Annotated in this window: 18 protein-coding genes and 1 riboswitch; of the genes, 8 read left to right on the top strand and 10 right to left on the bottom strand. The window is 45.4% G+C overall.

Going from position 1 to position 20,733, the window contains the following annotated elements:
• Positions 1 to 20: 20 nt before the first annotated feature.
• Both NLX74_RS16765 and NLX74_RS16760 read right to left on the bottom strand, forming a co-directional pair.
• Positions 21 to 920 (bottom strand): SDR family oxidoreductase, encoded by a 900-nt coding sequence (locus tag NLX74_RS16765; protein ID WP_029516135.1) that lies wholly within the window; start codon positions 918 to 920, stop codon positions 21 to 23.
• A gap of 76 nt (positions 921 to 996) precedes the next feature.
• Positions 997 to 1,749, bottom strand: coding sequence for an MBL fold metallo-hydrolase (locus NLX74_RS16760; RefSeq protein ID WP_254329364.1), 753 nt, complete (start codon positions 1,747 to 1,749; stop codon positions 997 to 999).
• Between the two features lie 158 nt (positions 1,750 to 1,907).
• On the opposite strand from NLX74_RS16760, the gene NLX74_RS16755 reads away from it, so the two are divergent.
• The gene (locus tag NLX74_RS16755) at positions 1,908 to 2,333 is read left to right on the top strand and encodes an Lrp/AsnC family transcriptional regulator (protein WP_025720601.1); all 426 of its coding nucleotides are present in this window, start codon (positions 1,908 to 1,910) and stop codon (positions 2,331 to 2,333) included.
• Positions 2,334 to 2,398: 65 nt separating this feature from the next.
• Here NLX74_RS16755 and NLX74_RS16750 read toward each other — a convergent pair whose 3' ends face one another.
• The gene (locus NLX74_RS16750) at positions 2,399 to 2,911 is read right to left on the bottom strand and encodes a GNAT family N-acetyltransferase (RefSeq protein WP_254329363.1); all 513 of its coding nucleotides are present in this window, start codon (positions 2,909 to 2,911) and stop codon (positions 2,399 to 2,401) included.
• A 133-nt stretch (positions 2,912 to 3,044) separates the two neighbouring features.
• Here NLX74_RS16750 and NLX74_RS16745 point away from each other — a divergent pair, with 133 nt between their 5' ends.
• Entirely contained in the window at positions 3,045 to 3,971 is a 927-nt protein-coding gene (locus NLX74_RS16745; RefSeq protein ID WP_254329362.1) for an EcsC family protein, read from the top strand.
• Positions 3,972 to 4,021: 50 nt separating this feature from the next.
• Here the strand turns inward: NLX74_RS16745 and NLX74_RS16740 are convergent, their stop codons facing one another.
• Positions 4,022 to 5,290: an MFS transporter gene (locus NLX74_RS16740; RefSeq protein ID WP_250267629.1), complete on the bottom strand. Its 1,269-nt coding sequence runs from the start codon at positions 5,288 to 5,290 to the stop codon at positions 4,022 to 4,024.
• A 357-nt stretch (positions 5,291 to 5,647) separates the two neighbouring features.
• Between NLX74_RS16740 and NLX74_RS16735 the strand changes: the two genes are divergently transcribed.
• The 6 genes from NLX74_RS16735 to NLX74_RS16710 all read left to right on the top strand — a co-directional run bounded on the left by NLX74_RS16735 (position 5,648) and on the right by NLX74_RS16710 (position 16,027).
• Entirely contained in the window at positions 5,648 to 7,639 is a 1,992-nt protein-coding gene (locus NLX74_RS16735; RefSeq protein WP_254329361.1) for a stalk domain-containing protein, read from the top strand.
• Between the two features lie 210 nt (positions 7,640 to 7,849).
• Positions 7,850 to 9,619 (top strand): acid phosphatase, encoded by a 1,770-nt coding sequence (locus NLX74_RS16730; RefSeq protein WP_254329440.1) that lies wholly within the window; start codon positions 7,850 to 7,852, stop codon positions 9,617 to 9,619.
• A 308-nt stretch (positions 9,620 to 9,927) separates the two neighbouring features.
• Entirely contained in the window at positions 9,928 to 11,334 is a 1,407-nt protein-coding gene (locus NLX74_RS16725; protein WP_235307555.1) for a sucrose-specific PTS transporter subunit IIBC, read from the top strand.
• 18 nt (positions 11,335 to 11,352) lie between these two features.
• Positions 11,353 to 13,608, top strand: coding sequence for a beta-glucosidase BglX (gene bglX / locus NLX74_RS16720; protein WP_254329360.1), 2,256 nt, complete (start codon positions 11,353 to 11,355; stop codon positions 13,606 to 13,608).
• A complete protein-coding gene (locus NLX74_RS16715) occupies positions 13,601 to 14,980 on the top strand; it encodes a glycoside hydrolase family 32 protein (RefSeq protein WP_254329359.1) in 1,380 nt (459 codons plus the stop codon). Before bglX ends, NLX74_RS16715 begins: the two co-directional genes overlap by 8 nt.
• A gap of 213 nt (positions 14,981 to 15,193) precedes the next feature.
• Complete coding sequence (locus NLX74_RS16710) at positions 15,194 to 16,027, top strand: helix-turn-helix domain-containing protein (RefSeq protein ID WP_254329358.1); 834 nt, start codon at positions 15,194 to 15,196, stop codon at positions 16,025 to 16,027.
• 112 nt (positions 16,028 to 16,139) lie between these two features.
• Here NLX74_RS16710 and queF read toward each other — a convergent pair whose 3' ends face one another.
• The 6 genes from queF to NLX74_RS16680 form a co-directional block, all read right to left on the bottom strand.
• Entirely contained in the window at positions 16,140 to 16,637 is a 498-nt protein-coding gene (gene queF, locus NLX74_RS16705; RefSeq protein WP_029516147.1) for a preQ(1) synthase, read from the bottom strand.
• 409 nt (positions 16,638 to 17,046) lie between these two features.
• The gene (gene queE, locus NLX74_RS16700) at positions 17,047 to 17,910 is read right to left on the bottom strand and encodes a 7-carboxy-7-deazaguanine synthase QueE (protein WP_254329357.1); all 864 of its coding nucleotides are present in this window, start codon (positions 17,908 to 17,910) and stop codon (positions 17,047 to 17,049) included.
• The gene (queD, locus tag NLX74_RS16695; RefSeq protein ID WP_025720580.1) at positions 17,903 to 18,394 is read right to left on the bottom strand and encodes a 6-carboxytetrahydropterin synthase QueD; all 492 of its coding nucleotides are present in this window, start codon (positions 18,392 to 18,394) and stop codon (positions 17,903 to 17,905) included. The genes queE and queD overlap by 8 nt, the downstream gene beginning before the upstream one ends.
• Positions 18,387 to 19,070: a 7-cyano-7-deazaguanine synthase QueC gene (gene queC / locus NLX74_RS16690; protein WP_254329356.1), complete on the bottom strand. Its 684-nt coding sequence runs from the start codon at positions 19,068 to 19,070 to the stop codon at positions 18,387 to 18,389. Before queC ends, queD begins: the two co-directional genes overlap by 8 nt.
• A gap of 134 nt (positions 19,071 to 19,204) precedes the next feature.
• A riboswitch (PreQ1 riboswitch) is annotated at positions 19,205 to 19,248 on the bottom strand.
• A 79-nt stretch (positions 19,249 to 19,327) separates the two neighbouring features.
• Positions 19,328 to 20,032 carry an AIM24 family protein gene (locus NLX74_RS16685; RefSeq protein ID WP_013309110.1) on the bottom strand — a complete coding sequence of 235 codons (705 nt, stop codon included), beginning with the start codon at positions 20,030 to 20,032 and terminating at the stop codon, positions 19,328 to 19,330.
• A 25-nt stretch (positions 20,033 to 20,057) separates the two neighbouring features.
• Positions 20,058 to 20,498, bottom strand: a complete 441-nt coding sequence (locus tag NLX74_RS16680) for an SH3 domain-containing protein (protein ID WP_023987365.1) — start codon at positions 20,496 to 20,498, stop codon at positions 20,058 to 20,060.
• Between the last annotated feature and the right edge of the window lie 235 nt (positions 20,499 to 20,733).

Genomic DNA, 20,733 nt, shown 5'->3' with positions numbered 1-20,733 from the left:
GTGGCTATCAGCCAACGAAACTAAGTGGTGACCATTTGGCCGCCGTTTATATGCAGCGTTTGGCCTGTAATGTAGGAACCGTCATCCGAAGCCAGCAGCACATAGGCAGGAGCCAATTCATAAGGCTGCCCGGCACGCTTCATTGGTGTATTGCTGCCGAAGGTGCGAATGACTTCAGGCGACTGTGTGGCCGGATTTAGCGGAGTCCAGATCGGACCGGGAGCAATGGCATTCACGCGAATACCCTGATCGACCAGATTATTAGCCAAAGCGCGGGTGAAGCTGACGATAGCTCCTTTGGTGGCTGAATAGTCGATCATATTCTTTTGACCAACATAGGCTGTCACCGATGCCGTATTGACGATGCTAGCCCCAGCCCGCATATACGGCAATGCTTCTGTAGTCATATGGAAGAAGGAAATAATATTCGTATCAAATGTATCACGAAGCTGCTGCTCACTGATATCCAGATACGATTCGCGCACAAACTGAATACCTAGGTTGTTAATCAGGATGTCAATCCGACCAAAGGTTTCCATCGTTTGTTGAACAACCAGACAGCAGTTGCTTTTTAGCCTTAGATCACCTGGAATTAACAAACAACGTCGGCCAAGCCTGTGAATGACATCACGGGTTTCCATAGCATCTCGATGCTCATCGAGATAGGCAATGACCACATCAGCCCCTTCCTTGGCAAATGCCACTGCAACCGCGCGACCAATACCACTGTCCCCACCGCTAATAATAGCCACCCGATCCTGAAGCTTTCCGGTGCCGATATACTTTGGATTATCATAAATAGGGCGTGGAACCATCAGGTATTCCAACCCCGGTTGTCTATATTGATGCTGGGGAGGAAAGGTAATCGGAACTTCTTTACATTGGGTTTCTGTACCATAATAAGGATATTGCCAATTCATTGATAATCCCTTCTTTAGCCGTTTTGAAATCCAATATATTCAAAATAGGCGCAAGCGGTGACTCGGGATTATCGCCTTATCCCGAAATCGTCGCTCCATCTGCTGGAATATGGACACGTCCCTCCAAACCTTCACGGTTGATGTATTCCGTAAGCTCGGAGCGAGTTAGTAAACAATGGTTGATTGCTTCCATGTGGACAGCCACGATTTGTGTGCAAGAGGCATGCTGCGCAACAGCCGTTACATCTTGGGCAGTCATAATGATGGGATCACCAATCGTAAACCGAGCCCCTCCAGCGTTCACAATTGTCCACTCCGGACGGTATTTATCCAGTGCTTCCGCGACTTCACTGCACCAGATCGTATCCCCGGCCAAATAGACGACAGGTTCACCTGGTGCCTGAAACACAAAGCCGGATACGGGTCCCATCTGTTCCCCGATTTCTCCGGTGCCGTGATGCCCGGTAGTACGGATGAGCTCAATTTCTCCCACGGAGCCAGCCACCGAAATCGGAGTAACCTGTGTAAAACCGTCAGCAGTAATTTGTTCTTCATTTCCGGGCTGGCAGAAGACGGGAAGTTGTTTGTCCAACCAGCGTACTGCTGCCGGGTCCCAATGATCGGGATGCAAATGTGTAACGATCACAACATCAGGCTGTCCGAGTGCCTGCCATTGCGGCGGCAAGGGAACCAGCGGATTACGGCGGGCATTTTCCGTATTGGGAACCGGCGGATTTGCGCCAGCATCACTCAACATCGGATCAACCAGAAATTTTACTCCAGCGTATTCGATCCATAAGGTTGCGTTGCGGATTAGTGTGATTTTCATCTATGGAAGCTCCTTTGGTAGTGAATGTTTTTGGACAGAGTGTATTTTCGGTGGTTCTTTGTTTCTGTTACAATCATATCTGACGCAAGGAGCTACAGGCTACGGCCTGCTGAAAGGAAAACCAGCATTATCGTTTCATCATGAAAGGAAAAATAACTATGGAACTATTCGTACCTGATGACACCGATCTGCGCATTCTTCATCATTTAATTGAAGACAGCTCTTTATCGCACAAGGAGATCGGTCAGCTTGTTCATTTGACAGGCCAAGCAGTAGGAGCGCGTGTTCGAAAAATGCAGGATGCGGGCATTATCGAGGGCTATACGCTGCGCTGGAACCCTGAGAAAATTGGACAGACGATTCATGCCTTTATTACGGTTTTTTTGAATTCAGGAACAACTCACAGTGCTTTCCAGGCTTTTGCACGGGAGCATCCCTATATTGTCGAAATCCATCGAGTGAGTGGGGAAGGCTGTTATTGGATGCGCTTGCGCATGTCATCACAGGCAGAGTTAAATACCATGCTGGATGAGCTTACGAAGTTTGGTAATTACAAATTGAGTTTTTCCATTGGTGAGATTTAACGATAAAAGCTTTCGGCGTTTGTGCCGAAAGCTTTTTTATTTGGGCGAGGGCTATGAGGTCAACGTTATAGGCTTATTTTTAAAATATGCTGCAATCCGTGTTGTCCCATTTTAGTGTTGCCTTCATCGATAAAGCCGCATTTGCGATACAGACTTTGGGCAGGCAGATTACGGGCATTGACGCCCAGTACAATCTCGCGAATATGTGGGAAGTGTCTGGCGATGAATTGTGGTAGTAGAAGCAGCCCTTTTTTAGCGAATCCTTGTCCCTGATCTGCGTAATGAATAGAGAACGCGCGCAGCAACAGTGCCTCAGAAATATTCGTATAGTCCGCTAATTCATCCCCATCGTATAAAATGAAAAATCCAACGGGTCTTCTAGTAGCCGTAATCACGACAGGATGGCGGTGCGGATCTTCCTTGGCCAGTGTCAGCATTTCATCCGGCATTCCAGTAAACTGCTTCTGCTCCTCAGGCAAGTAGAAAGTATGTAAAATGGCATCATGTTCACAATGGTAAGGGACAAGCTCTACATTAGCAGTTGAAGAAGACTGTGAGGCGAATGTGGGATTATTCATCATTACACTCCGATCTGTATGGATTTTTAACTTTCTTTATCATCTAGTTTGCTAAAAAAAGAAACCTGAACTCGCCTTACTTACGTATTACCCATACATAAACTAGCATAGTCAAAAGGAGACGTCTACGGTTATGAAGCAGCTTACAGAATATCGGGAAAGCCATGATGTATTGCGTCATGAGCTGAAGAATATTGAAAAATGGGAAAAGGAACAGAAGGACATTTTTTTCTGGGAAAAAATCGGCAGATGGCCTTTTATGTTGCTGGATCGGCTGACGCCCAAAGTCATTAAAGACAAGCTGGAGCAACTGCTTAATGAAATGGGTAGTTTCATTCAGAACGGCGGCAAATATTTGGTGAAGGAAGAAACGGTTCTGAACAGGCTGAAAAAGACGGCCCATGAACATGTAATTCAGCAAAATGGCTCAGATTCCGTGTCGGATACGCAGGACCTGCCTCGTGCCGGGGAAAACGCTGATTCGGAACATAGTGCCGAACCTAGGTGGGAGTTGAAGCAGGCGGCTGAGCTCCCGCTAACAATCATGGATCGGACTGCTGACGATATGACGTCGGCTCGTATTACCTTTGCTACCGCTCAGGGAGCAACAACGGGAATTGGCGGTGTGTTTACGATTGCGGCGGATATTCCTCTTTTGCTCGGCTTGTCACTCAAAGTGCTTCAGGAAATAGCCTTGTGTTATGGCTTTAATCCCCATGATAAGCAGGAACGCATTTTTATTATTAAATGTATGCAATTTGCTTCATCTGATATTGTGGGTAAGAAGGCCGTATTAGAGGAGCTGGCTTTGTTCGATGATCCTTCACGTCAGGCACAGGTTTTTTCCCAGATGCAGGGATGGAGAGAGGTCATTAACACTTATCGTGACCAGTTTGGATGGAAAAAGCTGCTTCAAATGGTCCCGATTGCGGGTATTTTGTTTGGCTCCATTGCGAACCGAAGCGCTATTAGTGACGTAGCTGAAGCAGGGAAAATGCTGTATCGGAAGCGTCGGATTTTAATGCGTTTGGCAGAAGTAGAGAGTGAGGAGTTACGTTAGGTGGGTATAAAGGGGTGCAGCGGCCAAAATGGCCGCCACACGTTTGCCTGTTACACTTCTGCTCCATTTTCTTCCGCCCAGCGGTTCAGGGTTTTATCTGTAGGAAGCAGGAAGGTTAAGATGCCGAGCAGTGGTAAAAAGCCGCACAGGAACATGATGTGAGTGATGCCTACCTTGTCGATCCAGTTGCCGAGCACGAGTGCGCCCACACCACCAAGGCCAAAAGCGAGGCCCGTAATTAGACCGGACACGGTCCCGATTTTGCCGGGCACGAGCATCTGCGCATATACGACTGTGACCGAAAAGCTAGACAGCATAATAAATCCGATAATTGCCAGCAGGATCGCCGTCCAGAATTGGTTGGCATAAGGTAGTGCCAGCGCGAGTGGTGCAGCTAATACCATGGACAGAAAAATCATGTTGCGTTTACCAAAACGGTCCGCGAGCGGACCGCCAAAAAAGGTGCCCAGCGCTCCAGCCCCGAGGAACAGGAAAATGTAAAGCTGTGCATCAGCCAATGGCATTTTAAATACTTCCATCAGGTAAAACGAATAGTAGCTTCCGACCGAGGTCGAGTACCACGAACGGACGAATACCAGTAGAATGAGGACAATCATGGCAAACATAACGCGGTTACGCACTTCGGGCTTCATGCGGCGTGCCACCGCTTTTTTGCGTGCAACGCCTTCTGTACGCAGGACGTTACCGTACCAGCGGGCGATGAACGATTGCACCACAATTCCCGCTGCCGCAATACCTGTGAACCAGATCGCACCGAATTGTCCTAACGGGATAAAAATCCAGCTCGTGAGCATCGGCGCCAGCGATTGGCCCGCATTGCCACCAACTTGAAAAATGGATTGTGCCAATCCCCGACGCGGCCCGGCCGCCATATGGGATACGCGCGAGCCTTCAGGGTGAAAGGCAGCCGAGCCCAGACCCACAAAAATGACTGCGATCAGCACCGCTTTATAATCGGCAGCATAGGCGAGCAACAGCATGCCAGTCAGCGTAAAGCCCATGCCGATGGGAAGGATAGCGGGCGTAGGCCGTTTGTCCGAAAACAAGCCAATCACAGGCTGCATGATTGAAGCTGTAAAATTGATCGCGAATGAAATCCAGCCGATTTGCGTGTAGTTCAGGCTCATAGATTCCTTCAAGATCGGAAAGATCGCTGGAATGACCGATTGAATCGAGTCATTGAACAGATGGACGAAACTGATCGCAATCAGTATCGCAAAAACGGTGCCTTTCGCTTGTGGACCCGGGAGGGGGAGCGATCGGCCCGTTTCAGTTTTTGTAGCAGATTTACTAGTCATGGCAACCTCCGAATATGTATGTATATTTTAAGATATAGGAAGCGATCCGTTTGCAGCAAATGGCTGAAAGTGGGATAAAGGCCACCTTTACTCATTACTGCTTGCCCATTCTGCTGGATACTCTTCATTGCTCCATTTAGTTAGAATTTCTAAAATGACATATCCAAATTCAAACATTTACCATCCCCAAAACCGATATATATGTGAGTATTTTGCATAAGTCCCAAGAGCCGCTTTTCAAATCAGCAATATAGAGATCGAAGTGATCTAGTTCGTCTATATAATGTATTTTTGAGCGTTGGGAATGGAATTATGCAAAATATTGATATGGAAATATAAATAGAAAAGGGGACCACGATGAGAAAAGCAACGAAGATTTTGCTGGCAGTATCTATGGTATGTGGAGCGGTGGTGGGAACTGCGTTAAACAATGGAGAAACAGCAGTAGCGGCAAATGTAACGACGAACAACACTTGGAAAAACGCTAAAATTATAGACGTGATCGACCGGAATAACTACATACTGGATGATGGTTTTTTATGGAGAAAGAGTATAGATGGCCCGGTTATTGAGAAATTGAATTTGAAAGGCATTACAGGCAGTAAAGACAAGAGCCAAGGTTATTATGGCTGGACTGAGGACGGGAAGGTAGCCATCTGGGATGATAACTCCGACCCAAAAGTGACGGCTCAATCCTCAGGAGTTAAAGAAATTACAGGTGAGGGTTTGGCTATTAAAACCGATGGGACGATCTCCTGGGGAAGAGAACAGGTTGAGGGAATATCGGATGCTATAGACGGTGACAAGGTAAGTACCTACTTTACGGTTCTTACTCGATCCGGTGATGTATGGTATTCCACAGGGTACGCAGAATCTAAGCCCCGCAAGATAGGTCATGTAGATGGTGCGCTTGATATCAAAATGAGTACGGCGTATGCTGCAGTACTTAAGGAAGATGGCCATGTCACGATGCTGGATATGCTGACCAATGAACCACCGCGCGAAGTGGGAAGTGATATTGCTTCGATTTTATGGAAAAAAGGTACACATGTCTTGATTACTGTACATCATGATGGGACTGTATGGGGCTATGACCGAATGAAGAAATATCCAGCTGTGCAGCTTAGCGGGTTGTCTAATGTTGCACGGTTGGTTGATTCGCCTGACGAGCTTTTTGCACAATTAAAGGATGGCTCTTGGGTCGGCTATAAGGACGGAATCACGACTGCGCTGAGCTTGCCTACATTAACGGGTATGTCCTTGTTGACGACCTCTAAAGAGGCTGCCATCGGCGATACGATTCAATTAAATGTACAAGAGACGTATTCGAACGGTTATCGACTAACACGTCATCCCGAAGCTAGTGAGATTGAAGTGGAGAAACCGCAGGTTGCCGAGCTACAGCAGAATGGTTCCGGTACACTCAAAGTAAGGGGCATTGGAAGCACATCCGTAGCTCTGCGGACCGAAGGAATACCCTCTTCTTTTACACTAAAGGTTTCGTCCGATCAAACCTTGACCGGGGCGGCTATACTGAACGGCAATGTGTATTTGCCTGTGCAGTCTGTGTTCAAGACGCTGGGTGGATCTGTTACCGTGGCGAACCAGACCTTTACGATCAAGCTGGGTAAAAACAATATCGTACTCCAAAAAGGGAGTTCCACCGCAATGGTGAATGGTAAACCTGTTGCACTGAAGGGCAAGGTTCAAACGGTTAACGGACAGGTTGTATTCCCGGGAACATTACTGACCGATCTGAAGTTGGGCGGATTCAAATGGAATCGTGACCGCCAGCAAGGAGAATTATCTGTGGGCGCTACCAAGCTGGTCATTGAGACGCCGGAAACGGCAAAAATTATCAGAGCCATTGATCTGGGAAGTCTGTCCAAATTAATTGGCAAAACCTATTGGGTCAATAACTTCTATAGCGCTGGAGAGCGATTTGGCAAGGTAACAGTTAAAGATATCGAAGTCAGTACGGACCCGAACGGTGTTAAATCTTACGAAGTTATTTTCCAGGGGGCCAATGGCGAAACTTATAACACGTTTTCCATCATCGGAGCTTCACGCATTCCACAAATGCTGTCTGATTCCGATCAATTTCTGACTTACGACCCGTACAAGAAATACCAATGGTCGCAAGCCATCTGGAACAAGATTAAAAATAATGAGGTAAGCTTGGGCATGAATACGACGCAGGTGCAGTTCGCATGGGGATACCCAACAGTCAGAGAAAAGGGGGCTGCTTCAAACGGAACTCAAGTCGAAGCCTGGGTATACGGCAACCGTAGTCTTTATTTCAAGGCGGTAGCTTTCGTGAATGGCAAAGTCATAGAAGTATGGCTGTAGGGTAGCTGGTTTTTCTATAACGGTTTGAACGAGGTGTCTCCAGAGTCGTGTATACGGCTCTTGGGATGCCTTTTTTTCATTTAACAAAACTAAGCTCTTGATTTAACAAACTTAAGATATGATTCTTTATGTCATACATCTTGTTATTTAGATAATAGCTCCGTAGAGAAAGTATGAAGAGCACAAGAGAAGAGAGGATCTGATTTGAGAATGAAATCGCTAAGGAAACCATTATCAGTTGCACTACTATCTTTACCATTACTTCTAGGTTCCCTGGGTGGAAGTTATGCAAGTGCGGCAACCCTACCAACAACGGTAACTCCAACAGAACCGTCATGGGGATATTTCGTAGATCATTATAAAAATAATAGTTCTGCAAATAAGACGGAAAGCTCTAATCCGACTCTCGGATTGCTCTCCGAATTTAATAAGCTTTGGACTCCCGGTGCTACTTGGGATACAGGTACCAAGCTAAACAGCAGCGTGCTGGACGCCAATATTCAAAAGGTAATTGATATAGCTGCCCGTCGCACTTCCAGTGAGGCTGATGCAGCTTATTTGGATGATCGCAGAAACCAGAGCTACAGTGTGATCGACGGGCTGGGTTCGCTCACTGATGTATATCGAAAGAATGCAGGTGCCACGACAACGATCAACGATATTCCGGCAGATGCTCTGACTAAGAAATACGAAGATGAGGGAACGAATGCTGGGAGTACAAGCTCCAATCTCGGCAATATCGTAAATCTGGTAAATACCTTGCGCGGGGAATACTCTACGACGAACCCGGCTAAGTCTTATTTTAGCTATCCTCGCCCGTTTCGCTGGAGCGATAACTCAGTGGTTGTTCCGAGCCTTATTCCCGCTCTCAAAGCTGATGCTACTAGCGATGGCGGCTTTCCTAGCGGTCATACCAATGCTGCGTATCTCAGTTCTATTGCTATGGCCTATGCCGTGCCGGAGCGTTATCAGGAACTGCTGACGCGAGCTTCGGAGCTGGGCAATAACCGTGTTGTTGCTGGTATGCATTCCCCGCTTGATGTTATGGGAGGACGTGTCATGGCAACAGCGATGGCTGCTGCTATCCTGTCTGATCCAGCCAATAGCAGTTTGAAGAAAGCGGCTTATCAGGATGCTCGCAAACAACTGCTGTCCCAAAAAGGTTCAGCTCCAGATCGGTTCAGCAATTATGTCACAAACAAAAAAAATTATAATCAACGATTAACATACGGATTCAGTCAGGTTAATCCAACTACGACACCAATGACAGTGCCTAAGGGAGCTGAGGTATTGTTGGAGACACGCTTGCCTTACCTGGATAGCACACAACGTCGTTGGGTTTTGGCTACTACAGGGATTCCTTCCGGGTATCCTGTACTTGATGATGCTGAGGGATGGGGACGATTGAACCTGTTTTCAGCTGCGGATGGCTACGGCGCTTTCGCCAATAATGTGACGGTGAATATGGATGCTTCCAAAGGCGGTTTCAATGCATTGGATCGCTGGCGCAATAATATCTCTGGTGTTGGAAAGCTGACTAAAAAGGGAACAGGTACGTTGAAGCTAATGGGCAACAATACGTATTCCGGGGGTACACAGATCGACCAAGGTACTTTGGAGGGAACTTCGGAAACGGCTTTCGGAAGTGGTGGAATTACGAATAACGGGGGAACTTTTCTTAAAAATGCCTCTGGAAAGCTGATTATTGGCGGAAATTACAGACAATCTGCCAAGGGAACACTTGAGCTTAACCTGCGCAGTAAAAATGATGTGCTCAAAATAAAAGGAACAGCTATACTCAACGGAAAATTACGTCTGAATTTTTCTAACAAATATGTACCGGCTAATGGTGCTACGATCTTAACTTATGCTAAACGAAATGGCGCATTTTCTTCCATTGAAACGGTAGGTTTACCAACCAATTATAAAGTGAAGGTTATCTATACAGCTAACAGTGTTCATTTGAAAGTCACTAAGTAAAACATAATTAGTTCGCTATATAACAATTGAAGTGCACCTTTAAAATACATGGGGATGTATTCTAGGGGTGCACTTTATTGTTTCATCATAATTCAAATGCGAGTTGATCTCCAAAAGCGAATATAGACAGGCACCAGTTGCTATATGCATTTATAATCAAGGATATAAAAAGGTCAAAATTTGACCTTAATGAAGTAAAATAATCCCGCTGTTTGAAAGCGCAGTCATGATATTCTTAAGAAGCCTATTTGATCAAAGTTTTAAAGGATTCAGACTAACTAAGAGGAACAGAGGAAAGGAAGAGACTGATGAGTCTTGAAAAAGAATACGTTAAAATTGCCCAAGATGTCATTAAAGGGCTTGGCGGAGAAGACAATATTATTTCCATGGCACATTGTGCCACACGGTTGAGGCTGATTGTAAAAGATAGAGAAATTATTGATGATGAATTTATTGAGAATATTGATAAGGCCAAGGGCGTTTTCTTTACCTCTGGGCAATATCAAATTATTTTTGGAACCGGTACTGTAAATAAAGTATACGATGCCATGGTTGGTCAAAGCATATCTGCTACATCAAAGGCTGATTTGAAAGAAATGGCCTCCACCCAAGATGATAATCGGTTCAAAAGAATGATCCGAATTTTCGGGGATGTATTTGTTCCAATTATGCCCGCATTGGTAGCTACAGGATTATTTATGGGAGTTAGAGGCTTAGTAACTCAGCCTGCACTGCTCCAGTTATTTGGACTTACACCTGATCATATTTCTGCGAATTTCATATTGTTTACGCAAATATTGACCGATACCGCTTTTGCATTTTTACCCGTGTTGGTATGTTGGTCGGCATTCCGGGTGTTTGGTGGGTCTCCACTATTGGGGATATTGATTGGATTAATGTTAGTAAGTCCTTCGTTGCCTACATCCTGGGATGTCGCCCAAAAAGTTCAGGAACCACTAGTGTTTTTCGGATTCATTAAAATTGCAGGCTATCAGGGCTCGGTTTTGCCTGCTTTCATAATAGGTGTCGTGGGGGCGATGCTGGAGAAGAAGATCAGGAAGTCAGTCCCCGATGCATTGGACTTAATTTTAACACCGTTTTTGACATTATTAATCACACTGGTACTGGGATTGTTCGTGATCGGTCCTATTTTTCACGAGGTGGAAGCTTTAATATTAATGGCTGTTACCGCCATTTTAAAATTACCATACGGCATCGGTGGATTTATTTACGGTGGCATCAATCAGATTATTGTAGTTACCGGACTGCACCATGCCTTAAACCTGATTGAAATACAGATGCTAGTGGGCGGCGGTTGGAATATGGTAAACCCGATCAGTTCTGCATCAATTTGCGCACAAGCAGGTGCTGCGTTGGCTGTTGGTCTAAAATCCAAAAATTTGAAAACCAAATCCATTGCGTATCCTTCTACCTTGTCTGCGTTATTGGGTATTACAGAACCCGCTATCTTTGGGGTGAACATTCGATATGGCAAACCGTTCTTGATGGGCTTGATTGGCGGAGCGGTTGGCGGTTTCTTCGCACGTATATTTAATGTTCAAGCAACAGGCATGTCAATCACAGCCCTACCGGGAATGTTATTGTACCTGAACAATCAGATATTCATATATATCTTAGTTTGTGTAATCGGCTTTGCTGTGGCATTTGCACTAACGTGGATTTTTGGGTTTAAAGAAAAAATAGATAACAAATAAAATGATGTGGGGAGAATCATGGACAACAACACACTGCTTAAGAAATTGGACAGCCTTTCAATAGAAGAGAAAATAGGCCAGCTCATCCAACTGACCGGTGATTTTTTTGAAGGGGATATAGACACTGTTGTGACAGGACCTTTAAAAAAATTAGGGTTAAACGCCGGCTACAATATATATAACACAGGCTCCATATTGAACATCACTAACCCGAAAAAAATTATCCAGTTGCAAACGGATTATTTGGAAAAATCGATTCATAAAATCCCGCTACTGTTCATGGCAGATATTATCTATGGGTATCGAACCATCTTCCCGATTCCAATTGCACAAGCATGTACTTGGAATTATGAGGGTATAGAACATGCAGGTTCAATTGCTGCCCAGGAATGTTACGACGAAGGTGTGCACGTGACCTTTTCCCCTATGGTAGATATTGTTAGAGATCCTCGCTGGGGGCGGGTGATGGAATCGCCGGGAGAGGATACTTTGCTAGCGAAGAAATATGCTGAAAGCATGGTTCAGGGAATACAGGGAAGAAACTTGGAGGGTGTCATACCAGCCAATAAAATTGCCGCTTGCGTCAAGCATTTTGCCGCTTATGGGGCACCTGTGGCTGGACGTGAGTATAATGCCGTGGACATGTCGGAACATGCGCTGCGAGAATATTATTTGCCAGGGTATCAAGCTGCAATCGAAGCGGGGGCAAAGCTTGTTATGACGGCCTTTAATACCCTGAATGGCGTCCCTGCGACAGGAAACGAGTGGCTTAACCGCGACGTGCTAAGACGAGAAATGAATTTTAATGGTGTGTTGATCTCGGATTACGCCGCTATAGAAGAACTGATCATGCACGGTTATGCCGAAGATGAGGCTTCCGCTGCAAGGCTGGCATTGTTGGCTGGTGTTGATGTGGATATGAAGACAGCAGTATACGCCAATCAATTAGAGAAAGTAGTATCTGATAACGAGCATATGCTGGGGCTGTTGAATGAAGCGGTATACCGTATTTTAAAGCTGAAAAATGATTTGGGGCTGTTTGAGGACCCGTTCCGCGGATTACAGGAAACCATTCAGCGGTCGAGAAACAGCATTCTGTCAGATGAACATAAAAAAGCCGCGCTGTCCTTGGCTGAAGAATCCATAGTCTTGCTGAAAAATGAAAATCAACTGCTGCCATTGTCTAAACATACCAAAGTAGCTTTAATCGGTCCTTACGCAGATGAAAATTCCACTCTGGGCATGTGGGCGATTAAGGGGGACGAGGCGGATACTGTTAATTTGAAAATGGGATTATTAAAGCATGTTGATCCCGACAATCTCTCGGTTTGCAAAGGGGCGCACATGCTCCCCGCCAATGCGAGAGAATCCCTTGGCAAATATGCGGACAAGCTGGCTGCTGAAACAGTCGATGAGGAGGCCCTGCTGCGCGAAGCAATCCGAAATGCTAACGAAGCGGATGTCATTGTCCTCGCCTTGGGAGAAAGTATTTATCAGAGCGGAGAAGGGGGATCGCGAACGAACCCGACGCTTCCTAAGCCGCAAATGAAACTGCTCCATGAATTAAGTTTACTGGGCAAAAAGATGGTTCTGATCGTTTATAGCGGAAGACCTTTGATTCTTACTGAAGTTGCCGGAAAAGTTGACGCCATTGTTCAAGCCTGGTATCCAGGAACGATGGGCGGAGAAGCATTGGCCAATATACTGTATGGGGAAGTCAATCCATCGGGGAAATTAGCCATGACCTTTCCACGAAGTGTTGGACAAATTCCGATATCCTACAATGAATTGAATACAGGAAGACCAAATTTAAAGGAAAATGGTTCTTATCGGTTTGCATCCCGATATATTGATGAAGTGAATGAACCCTTGTATCCGTTTGGCTATGGTAAATCCTATACCTCATTTGAATACAGCCTATTAACAATTAGCCAAAAAGAAATGAAAAAAAATGAGTCAGTTGATATCCGTATCTCTGTTACCAACACTGGAATTTATGATGGAAAGGAAACGATCGAATTATATATTCGCGATAAATTTGCAAGTGTTGCAAGACCAGTGAAAGAATTAAAAGACTTTAAAAAAGTTTTTTTGCAAAGTGGCGAGACCCAAAATGTTGAATTTTCAATTCATGAAGAGATGCTTAAATTTTATGATCGTGAAATGCAATACAAAAGTGAACCCGGCGAATTTGATGTTTATATCGGGTCAAGCTCGCAGGAAATTTTGCTGAGTTTTAGTTTTGTTTTGTTACCGGAGGATGAGCATGAATAAAAGCGACGCGTATAACCTGAAGTATCATATTACCCCTCCTTACGGTTTGCTCAATGACCCTAATGGACTTGCCTATTTCAATCATCAATATCATGTGTTCTATCAGTGGAATCCAAAAGGAACGGACCATAAAAATAAATGTTGGGGCCATGTTGTTTCCAGCGATCTGGTGCATTGGCAAAGGAAAAGTGTCGCGCTGGAGCCATCGGAATGGTATGACAAAGATGGCATCTATTCGGGCGGGGGCATTGTTCATAATGAAAAGCTGTATCTGTTTTATACAGGAAATGTAATCCGAGATGATGGAGTAAAAGAAAGCTATCAATGCGTCGCGATTTCGGAGGATGGAGAGGATTTTCAAAAAATCGGCCCTTTGTTTGAGCATCCCCAAGGTTATACTAGGCATGTTCGAGATCCGAAAGTATGGAGAGACCAACATGGGAACTGGTGGTTGATTGTTGGTGCTCAGAGAGAAGATTTGACTGGAGATACACTTATCTACAAATCTAAAAATTTGTCCGAATGGGAATGCCAAGGATCATTTGTTGATCATGATCATCAATTTGGATATATGTGGGAATGCCCGGACGTACTTCATTTTGCGGAAAGCGATGTTTTTGTTTTCTCTCCTCAGGGTTTACCCGAGAGAGGCGAATATTATAAAAATCCTAATCAATCGGGATATATTGTTGGCAAATTATCGAATAGAGGCAAATTCAACGGGGACCTTTCCGATTTTAAAGAGCTTGATCGAGGATTTGATTTTTACGCACCACAATCATTCAAAGTTAATGACAGAACCATTATGTTCGGATGGATGAGCGCCATGAATGAAGAAGCGGAGAGGGCTGTCCCGACCATTCAGGAGGGCTGGGTTCATGCGTTGACTCTTCCTAGAGAAATGGTGTTGATGAACGGTGTGTTGTACCAGAAACCATTACCGGAATTACAATTGTTAAGGCTGGAAGGCATGCATTACAAAGAGGAAATTCAAAATAGTAGTGAGTGGGTGCTGCCTTCTACACAAGCGGAGCTAATTGTTCATTTTTCCTTACTTACAGAAAACTTTAAAATGATCATAAGGGATGCTGTGCAAATTGACTATGATCAGGAACAAAACAGTCTGACAGTTTGGAGAACAAACTGGTTGACTGGCGAGAGAGAGTACAGAAAAGCAACGTTAAGTAATAAGCTTGCAGAAATGCAAATATTCATAGAAAGTTCAAGCCTGGAGATCTTTGTGAACGAGGGTGAAGAAGTGTTTTCCTTGCGTTATTTTATAGAAGATGCAGAGCAACGCAACGTATTGCTTGAGGCAGGAGACAATGCAGGAGAAGTTAAAATGTATCAGTTGCAGGAATGCGTAGGGTAACATTTTTTGCTTGCAGAGTTGCAAGCAGGCTATGGAAGGCTGTTCATTATCCCGTTTGCGGGAAGAACTGCCTTCTTTTTTATTTTGTCCGTTGAATAGATTCTGCTTGTCCGGACATTTTACTATCGGTATAGTATGAGTATTAGTACAAGAGTTTATCGCTTAATATAGAATACAGATGGATCACTCATGGCTGGCTGATGAGGTGTGGTGATGAAAAAAATATATGAACATATCGAAATAGACAGAAAAAAAATGATTAACCTTTTTATGTTCCAATCCAGAGATACAGAAAGAGTCATTCCTATGCATTTTCACAGCAATATGGAGTTAATCTACTGTACAAGTGGAAGTCTAAAGGTGTGGCATGAAGGAAAAATAACTATTTTGATGGAAAAGGATGCGCTATTCATTAACAGCAATGTTCCGCATTCCACGCAGAGCATTACGGAGAACCAGGTCATTGTGCTGCAATTTCCAGACACTTTCTTTGCCAATGAACAAGTAATCATCCATTTAAACACGCAAGAGAAACAAGTTGAAGATACTATAATCTCTAAATTAAGAGGATTGTTTATGGATATATATGATCTACATATTTCTAAAAGCAAATACGACTACATTTTAGAGCAAAGCCGAATTATTGAACTGAAATATTTGCTTGTCAATCATTTTAGTCAGGCGACAGACATTCCACCGGAAGTATTCAGTGAAAAGCAACGAAAGATAAAGACAATCATGGACTTTATTAAAGAGCATTATACTGAAAATATTAGCCTGGCCAAAACGGCCCGTATCTGCGGTTATTCGGAGGCTTATTTGTCGCGAATGTTTCATGAATATACAGGCCAGACGTTTACCGAATACAAGCAAATTCTTTGTTTGGAGAAGGCGATTGATTTATTGGATTCAACCAATAAGTCACTTACAGAAATTTCGTACGAGGTTGGGTTTCCAAACGAGAAGTCTTTCAGAAAAGCTTTTAGAGAAGTTATGGGTAAAACACCTTATGAATATAAAAAATCAAGATTTGATCTGGATGTGTAACGCCACAAGCGTGCACAGTCTCCTTTCAGTAAAACCAAGGGGCTGCCCTGAGTCATTTGATGACTTTAGGACAACCCCTTGATATTTACGCTATGTCAGAAGAGTTATTAGCTTATCGGTTATCAACCTTTTCCGGGTACATATCATGGTTCATCATACGGTGCTCCGCTATCTGTTCATACTTCGTTCCTGGTTTGCCGTAGTTGGTATACGGATCGATAGAGATGCCGCCGCGTGGCGTGAATTTGCCCCATACTTCAATGTAGCGAGGGTCCATCAGCTTAATCAAGTCATTCATGATGATATTGACGCAGTCTTCATGGAAATCGCCGTGGTTACGGAAGCTGAACAGGTACAGCTTAAGGGATTTGCTTTCTACCATTTTAATATCGGGAATGTAGCTGATGTAGATGGTTGCAAAATCAGGCTGTCCTGTAATCGGGCACAGGCTGGTGAACTCCGGGCAATTGAACTTTACAAAATAATCCCGATACGGATGTTTATTATCAAAGCTTTCGAGAATGGCGGGATCATAGGCAAACGTGTATTGTGTGCCTTGATTGCCAAGTAGGGTAACGTCGGTCATTTCTTCGGGTGTTCTTCCGGTCATATGGATGAGGCTCCTTAAGTTTAGTTTGGTAAAAGAGAGAGGGAGTTATGGTGATGGGGAGGTCGCTCCGCGAAGGATTTGAGCTTCCGATCGCTGTTGAAATGGGATTCTTTCTGATAAAATGAAAGATATAGGGTAGAATCCCATTTCAAAGGCGAACGCTATCGCTTCTCCAGCTTCAATTCCTCCGCTTCGCTGCCGACCGCCGTCAACACCATAAAGTCCCTACCCGTTTACATATTGGTTGGGGCAGAAGTGAATAATACTCGCTCCTATATAAAAGGAGCGTTGTGAGAAACCCCGTCCTCGGACGAGGGTTTCTCTTGTTTTGTAACTTGGATGTCGAGGGTGTACTTCGACTATCTTGTGTATCACATACAGCTCATACGGAATATATTACATATAAGTGTTATACGCCGCGTTTGTTGCCCCATACGAGGGTGTGGAGCTGTGGGAGTACTCTTACGTCGTTTAGTCGGGAATCGTCCATGACACGGTCGATAAGCCATTCATAACGATGGAGTAGGGACTCCGCAATCTGTCCGGTGTTCTCCGTGTTTACATCTGGATTACCCGTCTGGAGGAACAGCGGTACGTGTGGATAGCGCTCGTGAACGGTGCGGGCGTAGGCAAGATCGGTGTCATCGAAGATGACGACCTTCAAGCTGCAAGCTCCAGTATAGAGCCGCGCAGATTCATTAGCGGGTTCCTTCAAGCCTGTTGCGGTTGGGACGTTGGACGTAGCTCGGGGCTCACCAGCCATCTTCCGGTTCGACAGACGGGCGACGATATCATCCAGCACATCCCAGTTGGTCGTCATACCCGAGCTAGGTGGCTTCGGGGATAGGGTTACCTCATCGATATCGTACAGCCATTCCTGCCAGCGGGAGCCTTGTGTTTCGACAGCGGTGGCAATGCCTTGGCTGCGTAGCAGGGTGATGAGCTCCCCAAGCTGCGGCAGCAGGGCAGGATTGCCTCCAGAAAGGGTCACATGCGAAAACCGTTCGCCACCGATGGCCTTCAGCTCCTGCCAAATGTCTGTGGCACTCAGACGACGGATCTGATCCTTGGCGCTGCCGTCCCAGGTAAAGGCGGAGTCACACCACGAGCAATGGTAATCGCAGCCTGCGGTACGAACAAACATCGTCTTACGACCAATGACCATCCCTTCGCCCTGAACGGTGGGTCCAAACACCTCCAGTACGGGAATAGGGGCTATTTGGGTCCCGTGGGAGGCTATCATGGGTTGGTGAGTAGTCACGGTATTACTCATCGAGCATCCACTCCCGTCGGAACTCGGCGTAGCTGGTAGGTGTCTCGAACAACCGTACAAACTCGGTACGTCCACCTTCGACACGGTTGCAGTATGCATCCGAGGTCAAGGCGGACTCCATTTGTTCAAAGATCCAGACGACCATATTTTCCGCCGTTGTATTCATTGGAGGAAGCGTCTCATTCAAGTAACGATGGTCCAGAAAAGGTTCAATCCGCTCTTTCCAGATCGTTTTGATGTCACCAAAATCCAGCGTTAGACCCGTTTCGCCGGGTATACCGCTTATGCCAAAAACGACGATGTAGGTATGACCGTGCAGATTTTTGCATTTGCCTTCGTAGCAGTGCAAATGATGTGCTGCATCGAATGTAAATTGTTTGCTGACTAGTACACGTTTGCGGTGATAACGCAGCTGAGAGTGCTCAATGTCTGTCCCGAACTGCTGGAGCTTGTCGACAATGCGGAAGGTACCTGGCTCACGCATGACCTTCAACTCCTTGGGAGGAAGCTCCGCGCATCACGAGATATTGCTCGAGTCCAGCACGGCGAAGTTTGCAAGCAGGGCATTCGCCACAGCCGTCGCCAATGACGCCGTTATAGCACGTTAGTGTACGTGTTTTTACAAATTCAAAAGCTTTCAGCTCATCGGCCATCTGCCAGGTTTCGGCCTTGTTCAGCCACATGAGCGGGGTATGAATCACAAAGGGATAGTCCATCGAAAGGTTCAGTGTGACGTTCAGCGATTTGATAAAAGAATCCCGGCAATCGGGATAGCCGCTGAAATCCGTCTCACAAACGCCTGTAATCAAGTGACGCGCTCCTTTTTGCTTGGCGAGAACTCCCGCGAAGCTCAGGAACAGTAGGTTACGACCATCTACAAAGGTGCTAGGCAGTTCGCCTTCCTGTTGTGTAATGTCAATGTCGGTGCGTGTGAGGGCATTAGGGGCTAGTTGATTAAGCAGGCTCATATCCAGTACCGTTTGTGGAACACCCAGTTCACGGGCGATTCCAGCGGCTACTTCGATTTCCTGCTTGTGGCGTTGACCATAATCGAACGTCACGGTTTCTACTTCAGCAAAATGTTTTTTTGCCCAAAATAAACAGGTTGTGCTGTCTTGGCCGCCGCTGAATACGACGACCGCTTTTTCGTTTGCAAACATAAAAAAACCTCTCGATCTTCTTGGAATGGTGCAAGACACGGAGTCTTGTCACTTGGAAGAAGGAGAGTTCTTGAACCGACTTCAACAAAAAACAGGCCTTGCCCCGAGAAATCATTTTTCTTGCGGAGGACAAAGCATCGTTAGTTTTTTATAGAGGGAGTTCGCGAACCTCTCCCATGCATAACGCATGGATTTTCTTCATTAGTATCTGCCACGAGGACAGACGGCTTTAGCATTGTCATTATAGCATGGCAGGGCTATTTGATAAACACTCCACCAAATGGAATGACTTCCCGTAAAAAGCGCTTGATCACGCCATCGTCGTTCATATCCTGTTGGAGCCGTCGATGATGTTCCCCGGCATGGAATAGTACGGTACCCTGTCCGGTCATTTTAAAATGATAGTTCATATGCTGGCTGGCCAGATGGTTGCCGTACACGGTCAACTCCAGTTTGGCGTTTTCGGGATAGGCAATGACGCTGCTTGCATCCACATAAATCGGCTCTGTCGGATGAAGCTGTTCTTGACATACCAATCCCTGTGTCAAAAGACCGATTTGACCCACACCGTCAAATTTCATTTTTATAACATCGCGGCTAAACAACATGTTTTTCATGCTTAGCAGCTTGGTACGCATTTGAATACCGGAGCTGTACCAGAACAGGTTGCGAAAATCGTATAACAGATCATCGCTTCCTTCAAGCTTAATCATTTTTAGACTAAAGCCAGGTGGAAGTGCGGCAATTAGGCGACAAGCTCCGGTGAAATCGGCCTGAATCAGTTTGTGTTTGCGATACATGCCCTTAATGTTCATTAGTTTATCACTACGGCCTGAGCTGGGTCCGCGGTATGCGATGATTTGCTGCGGATGCAGAACGTGCAGCTTTTCTCCTTCCGCCAGATCGAGCGTTACGACCGAACCGACGCTTTCATCATGGTGTTGTCCTGCTTGTATGTCCATTCAGACCTTTCATCCTTTCAGGCAGTTAGTATCTTCCCGAACGTCGACGCATCCCGTAACGCAACAGTCGGATACCGATAAAATAACCGGCCAGCAGAATTATAGCTGTGATGATGAGCATTTTATTTCGGTGTGAAGCCTGATCGCGCTGGGTTTGAAGATTTTTTAATTCTGTGACAGTGTCAGTCAGCTTGCGGTTTTGCTCCAGTAATTGGGCGTTTTGCTCTTGATAGGCTTCTAAGCTGTTACGGGCCTTCTCCAGATCCTCCTGTGTTTGTCGGTAGCTTTCCTTGAGCTGATACACATCACCGGGTAACCGCGAAAATTGCTCGAAGCCTTGGTACACATCATCCCAATAAGCAGCATGTACTTCGGGTACACGAGTTATCCCAAAAATAAACAAAAGTGCTATAGCAGCGCAGACAATGCGGCGGTACAAAGCAAAACGACAAGTTGGTCGTGCCAAGAGATGTTCCCCCTTTTGATAAACCAAGATGTTAGATGATACAGATCATTACCCATATGACATGGTTACGTATAATATAACGATTCGGATGCAGATTTTAGAATAAACAGACGACAAATATGGGGAAAATGTTTTCAAAAAAAGTCGATATATTAGTTTAAGTGTACCTTAAAACGGGTATATCAAGGAAGCGGCAACATTCCGGCATTTTTCCCAGCATACGAGTAAAGAACGA

This window comes from Paenibacillus sp. MZ03-122A (assembly GCF_024213325.1).
In the GTDB taxonomy this organism is placed as follows: domain Bacteria; phylum Bacillota; class Bacilli; order Paenibacillales; family Paenibacillaceae; genus Paenibacillus; species Paenibacillus polymyxa_B.
The sequence above is the reverse complement of the archived record's forward strand: the minus strand, read 5'-3'. Positions and strand labels throughout refer to the sequence as shown.

Bases quoted from the DNA above. Each gene is read 5' to 3' on its own strand.
- NLX74_RS16710 (WP_254329358.1), top strand. From the start codon at position 15,194: ATGAAAAAAATATATGAACATATCGAAATAGACAGAAAAAAAATGATT.
- NLX74_RS16740 (WP_250267629.1), bottom strand. From the start codon at position 5,290: ATGACTAGTAAATCTGCTACAAAAACTGAAACGGGCCGATCGCTCCCC.
- NLX74_RS16760 (WP_254329364.1), bottom strand. From the start codon at position 1,749: ATGAAAATCACACTAATCCGCAACGCAACCTTATGGATCGAATACGCT.
- NLX74_RS16725 (WP_235307555.1), top strand. From the start codon at position 9,928: ATGAGTCTTGAAAAAGAATACGTTAAAATTGCCCAAGATGTCATTAAA.
- NLX74_RS16735 (WP_254329361.1), top strand. From the start codon at position 5,648: ATGAGAAAAGCAACGAAGATTTTGCTGGCAGTATCTATGGTATGTGGA.
- queE (WP_254329357.1), bottom strand. From the start codon at position 17,910: ATGAGTAATACCGTGACTACTCACCAACCCATGATAGCCTCCCACGGG.
- NLX74_RS16755 (WP_025720601.1), top strand. From the start codon at position 1,908: ATGGAACTATTCGTACCTGATGACACCGATCTGCGCATTCTTCATCAT.
- queC (WP_254329356.1), bottom strand. From the start codon at position 19,070: ATGTTTGCAAACGAAAAAGCGGTCGTCGTATTCAGCGGCGGCCAAGAC.
- NLX74_RS16715 (WP_254329359.1), top strand. From the start codon at position 13,601: ATGAATAAAAGCGACGCGTATAACCTGAAGTATCATATTACCCCTCCT.
- queF (WP_029516147.1), bottom strand. From the start codon at position 16,637: ATGACCGGAAGAACACCCGAAGAAATGACCGACGTTACCCTACTTGGC.
- NLX74_RS16750 (WP_254329363.1), bottom strand. From the start codon at position 2,911: ATGAATAATCCCACATTCGCCTCACAGTCTTCTTCAACTGCTAATGTA.
- NLX74_RS16730 (WP_254329440.1), top strand. From the start codon at position 7,850: ATGAAATCGCTAAGGAAACCATTATCAGTTGCACTACTATCTTTACCA.
- bglX (WP_254329360.1), top strand. From the start codon at position 11,353: ATGGACAACAACACACTGCTTAAGAAATTGGACAGCCTTTCAATAGAA.
- NLX74_RS16745 (WP_254329362.1), top strand. From the start codon at position 3,045: ATGAAGCAGCTTACAGAATATCGGGAAAGCCATGATGTATTGCGTCAT.
- NLX74_RS16685 (WP_013309110.1), bottom strand. From the start codon at position 20,032: ATGGACATACAAGCAGGACAACACCATGATGAAAGCGTCGGTTCGGTC.
- queD (WP_025720580.1), bottom strand. From the start codon at position 18,394: ATGCGTGAGCCAGGTACCTTCCGCATTGTCGACAAGCTCCAGCAGTTC.
- NLX74_RS16765 (WP_029516135.1), bottom strand. From the start codon at position 920: ATGAATTGGCAATATCCTTATTATGGTACAGAAACCCAATGTAAAGAA.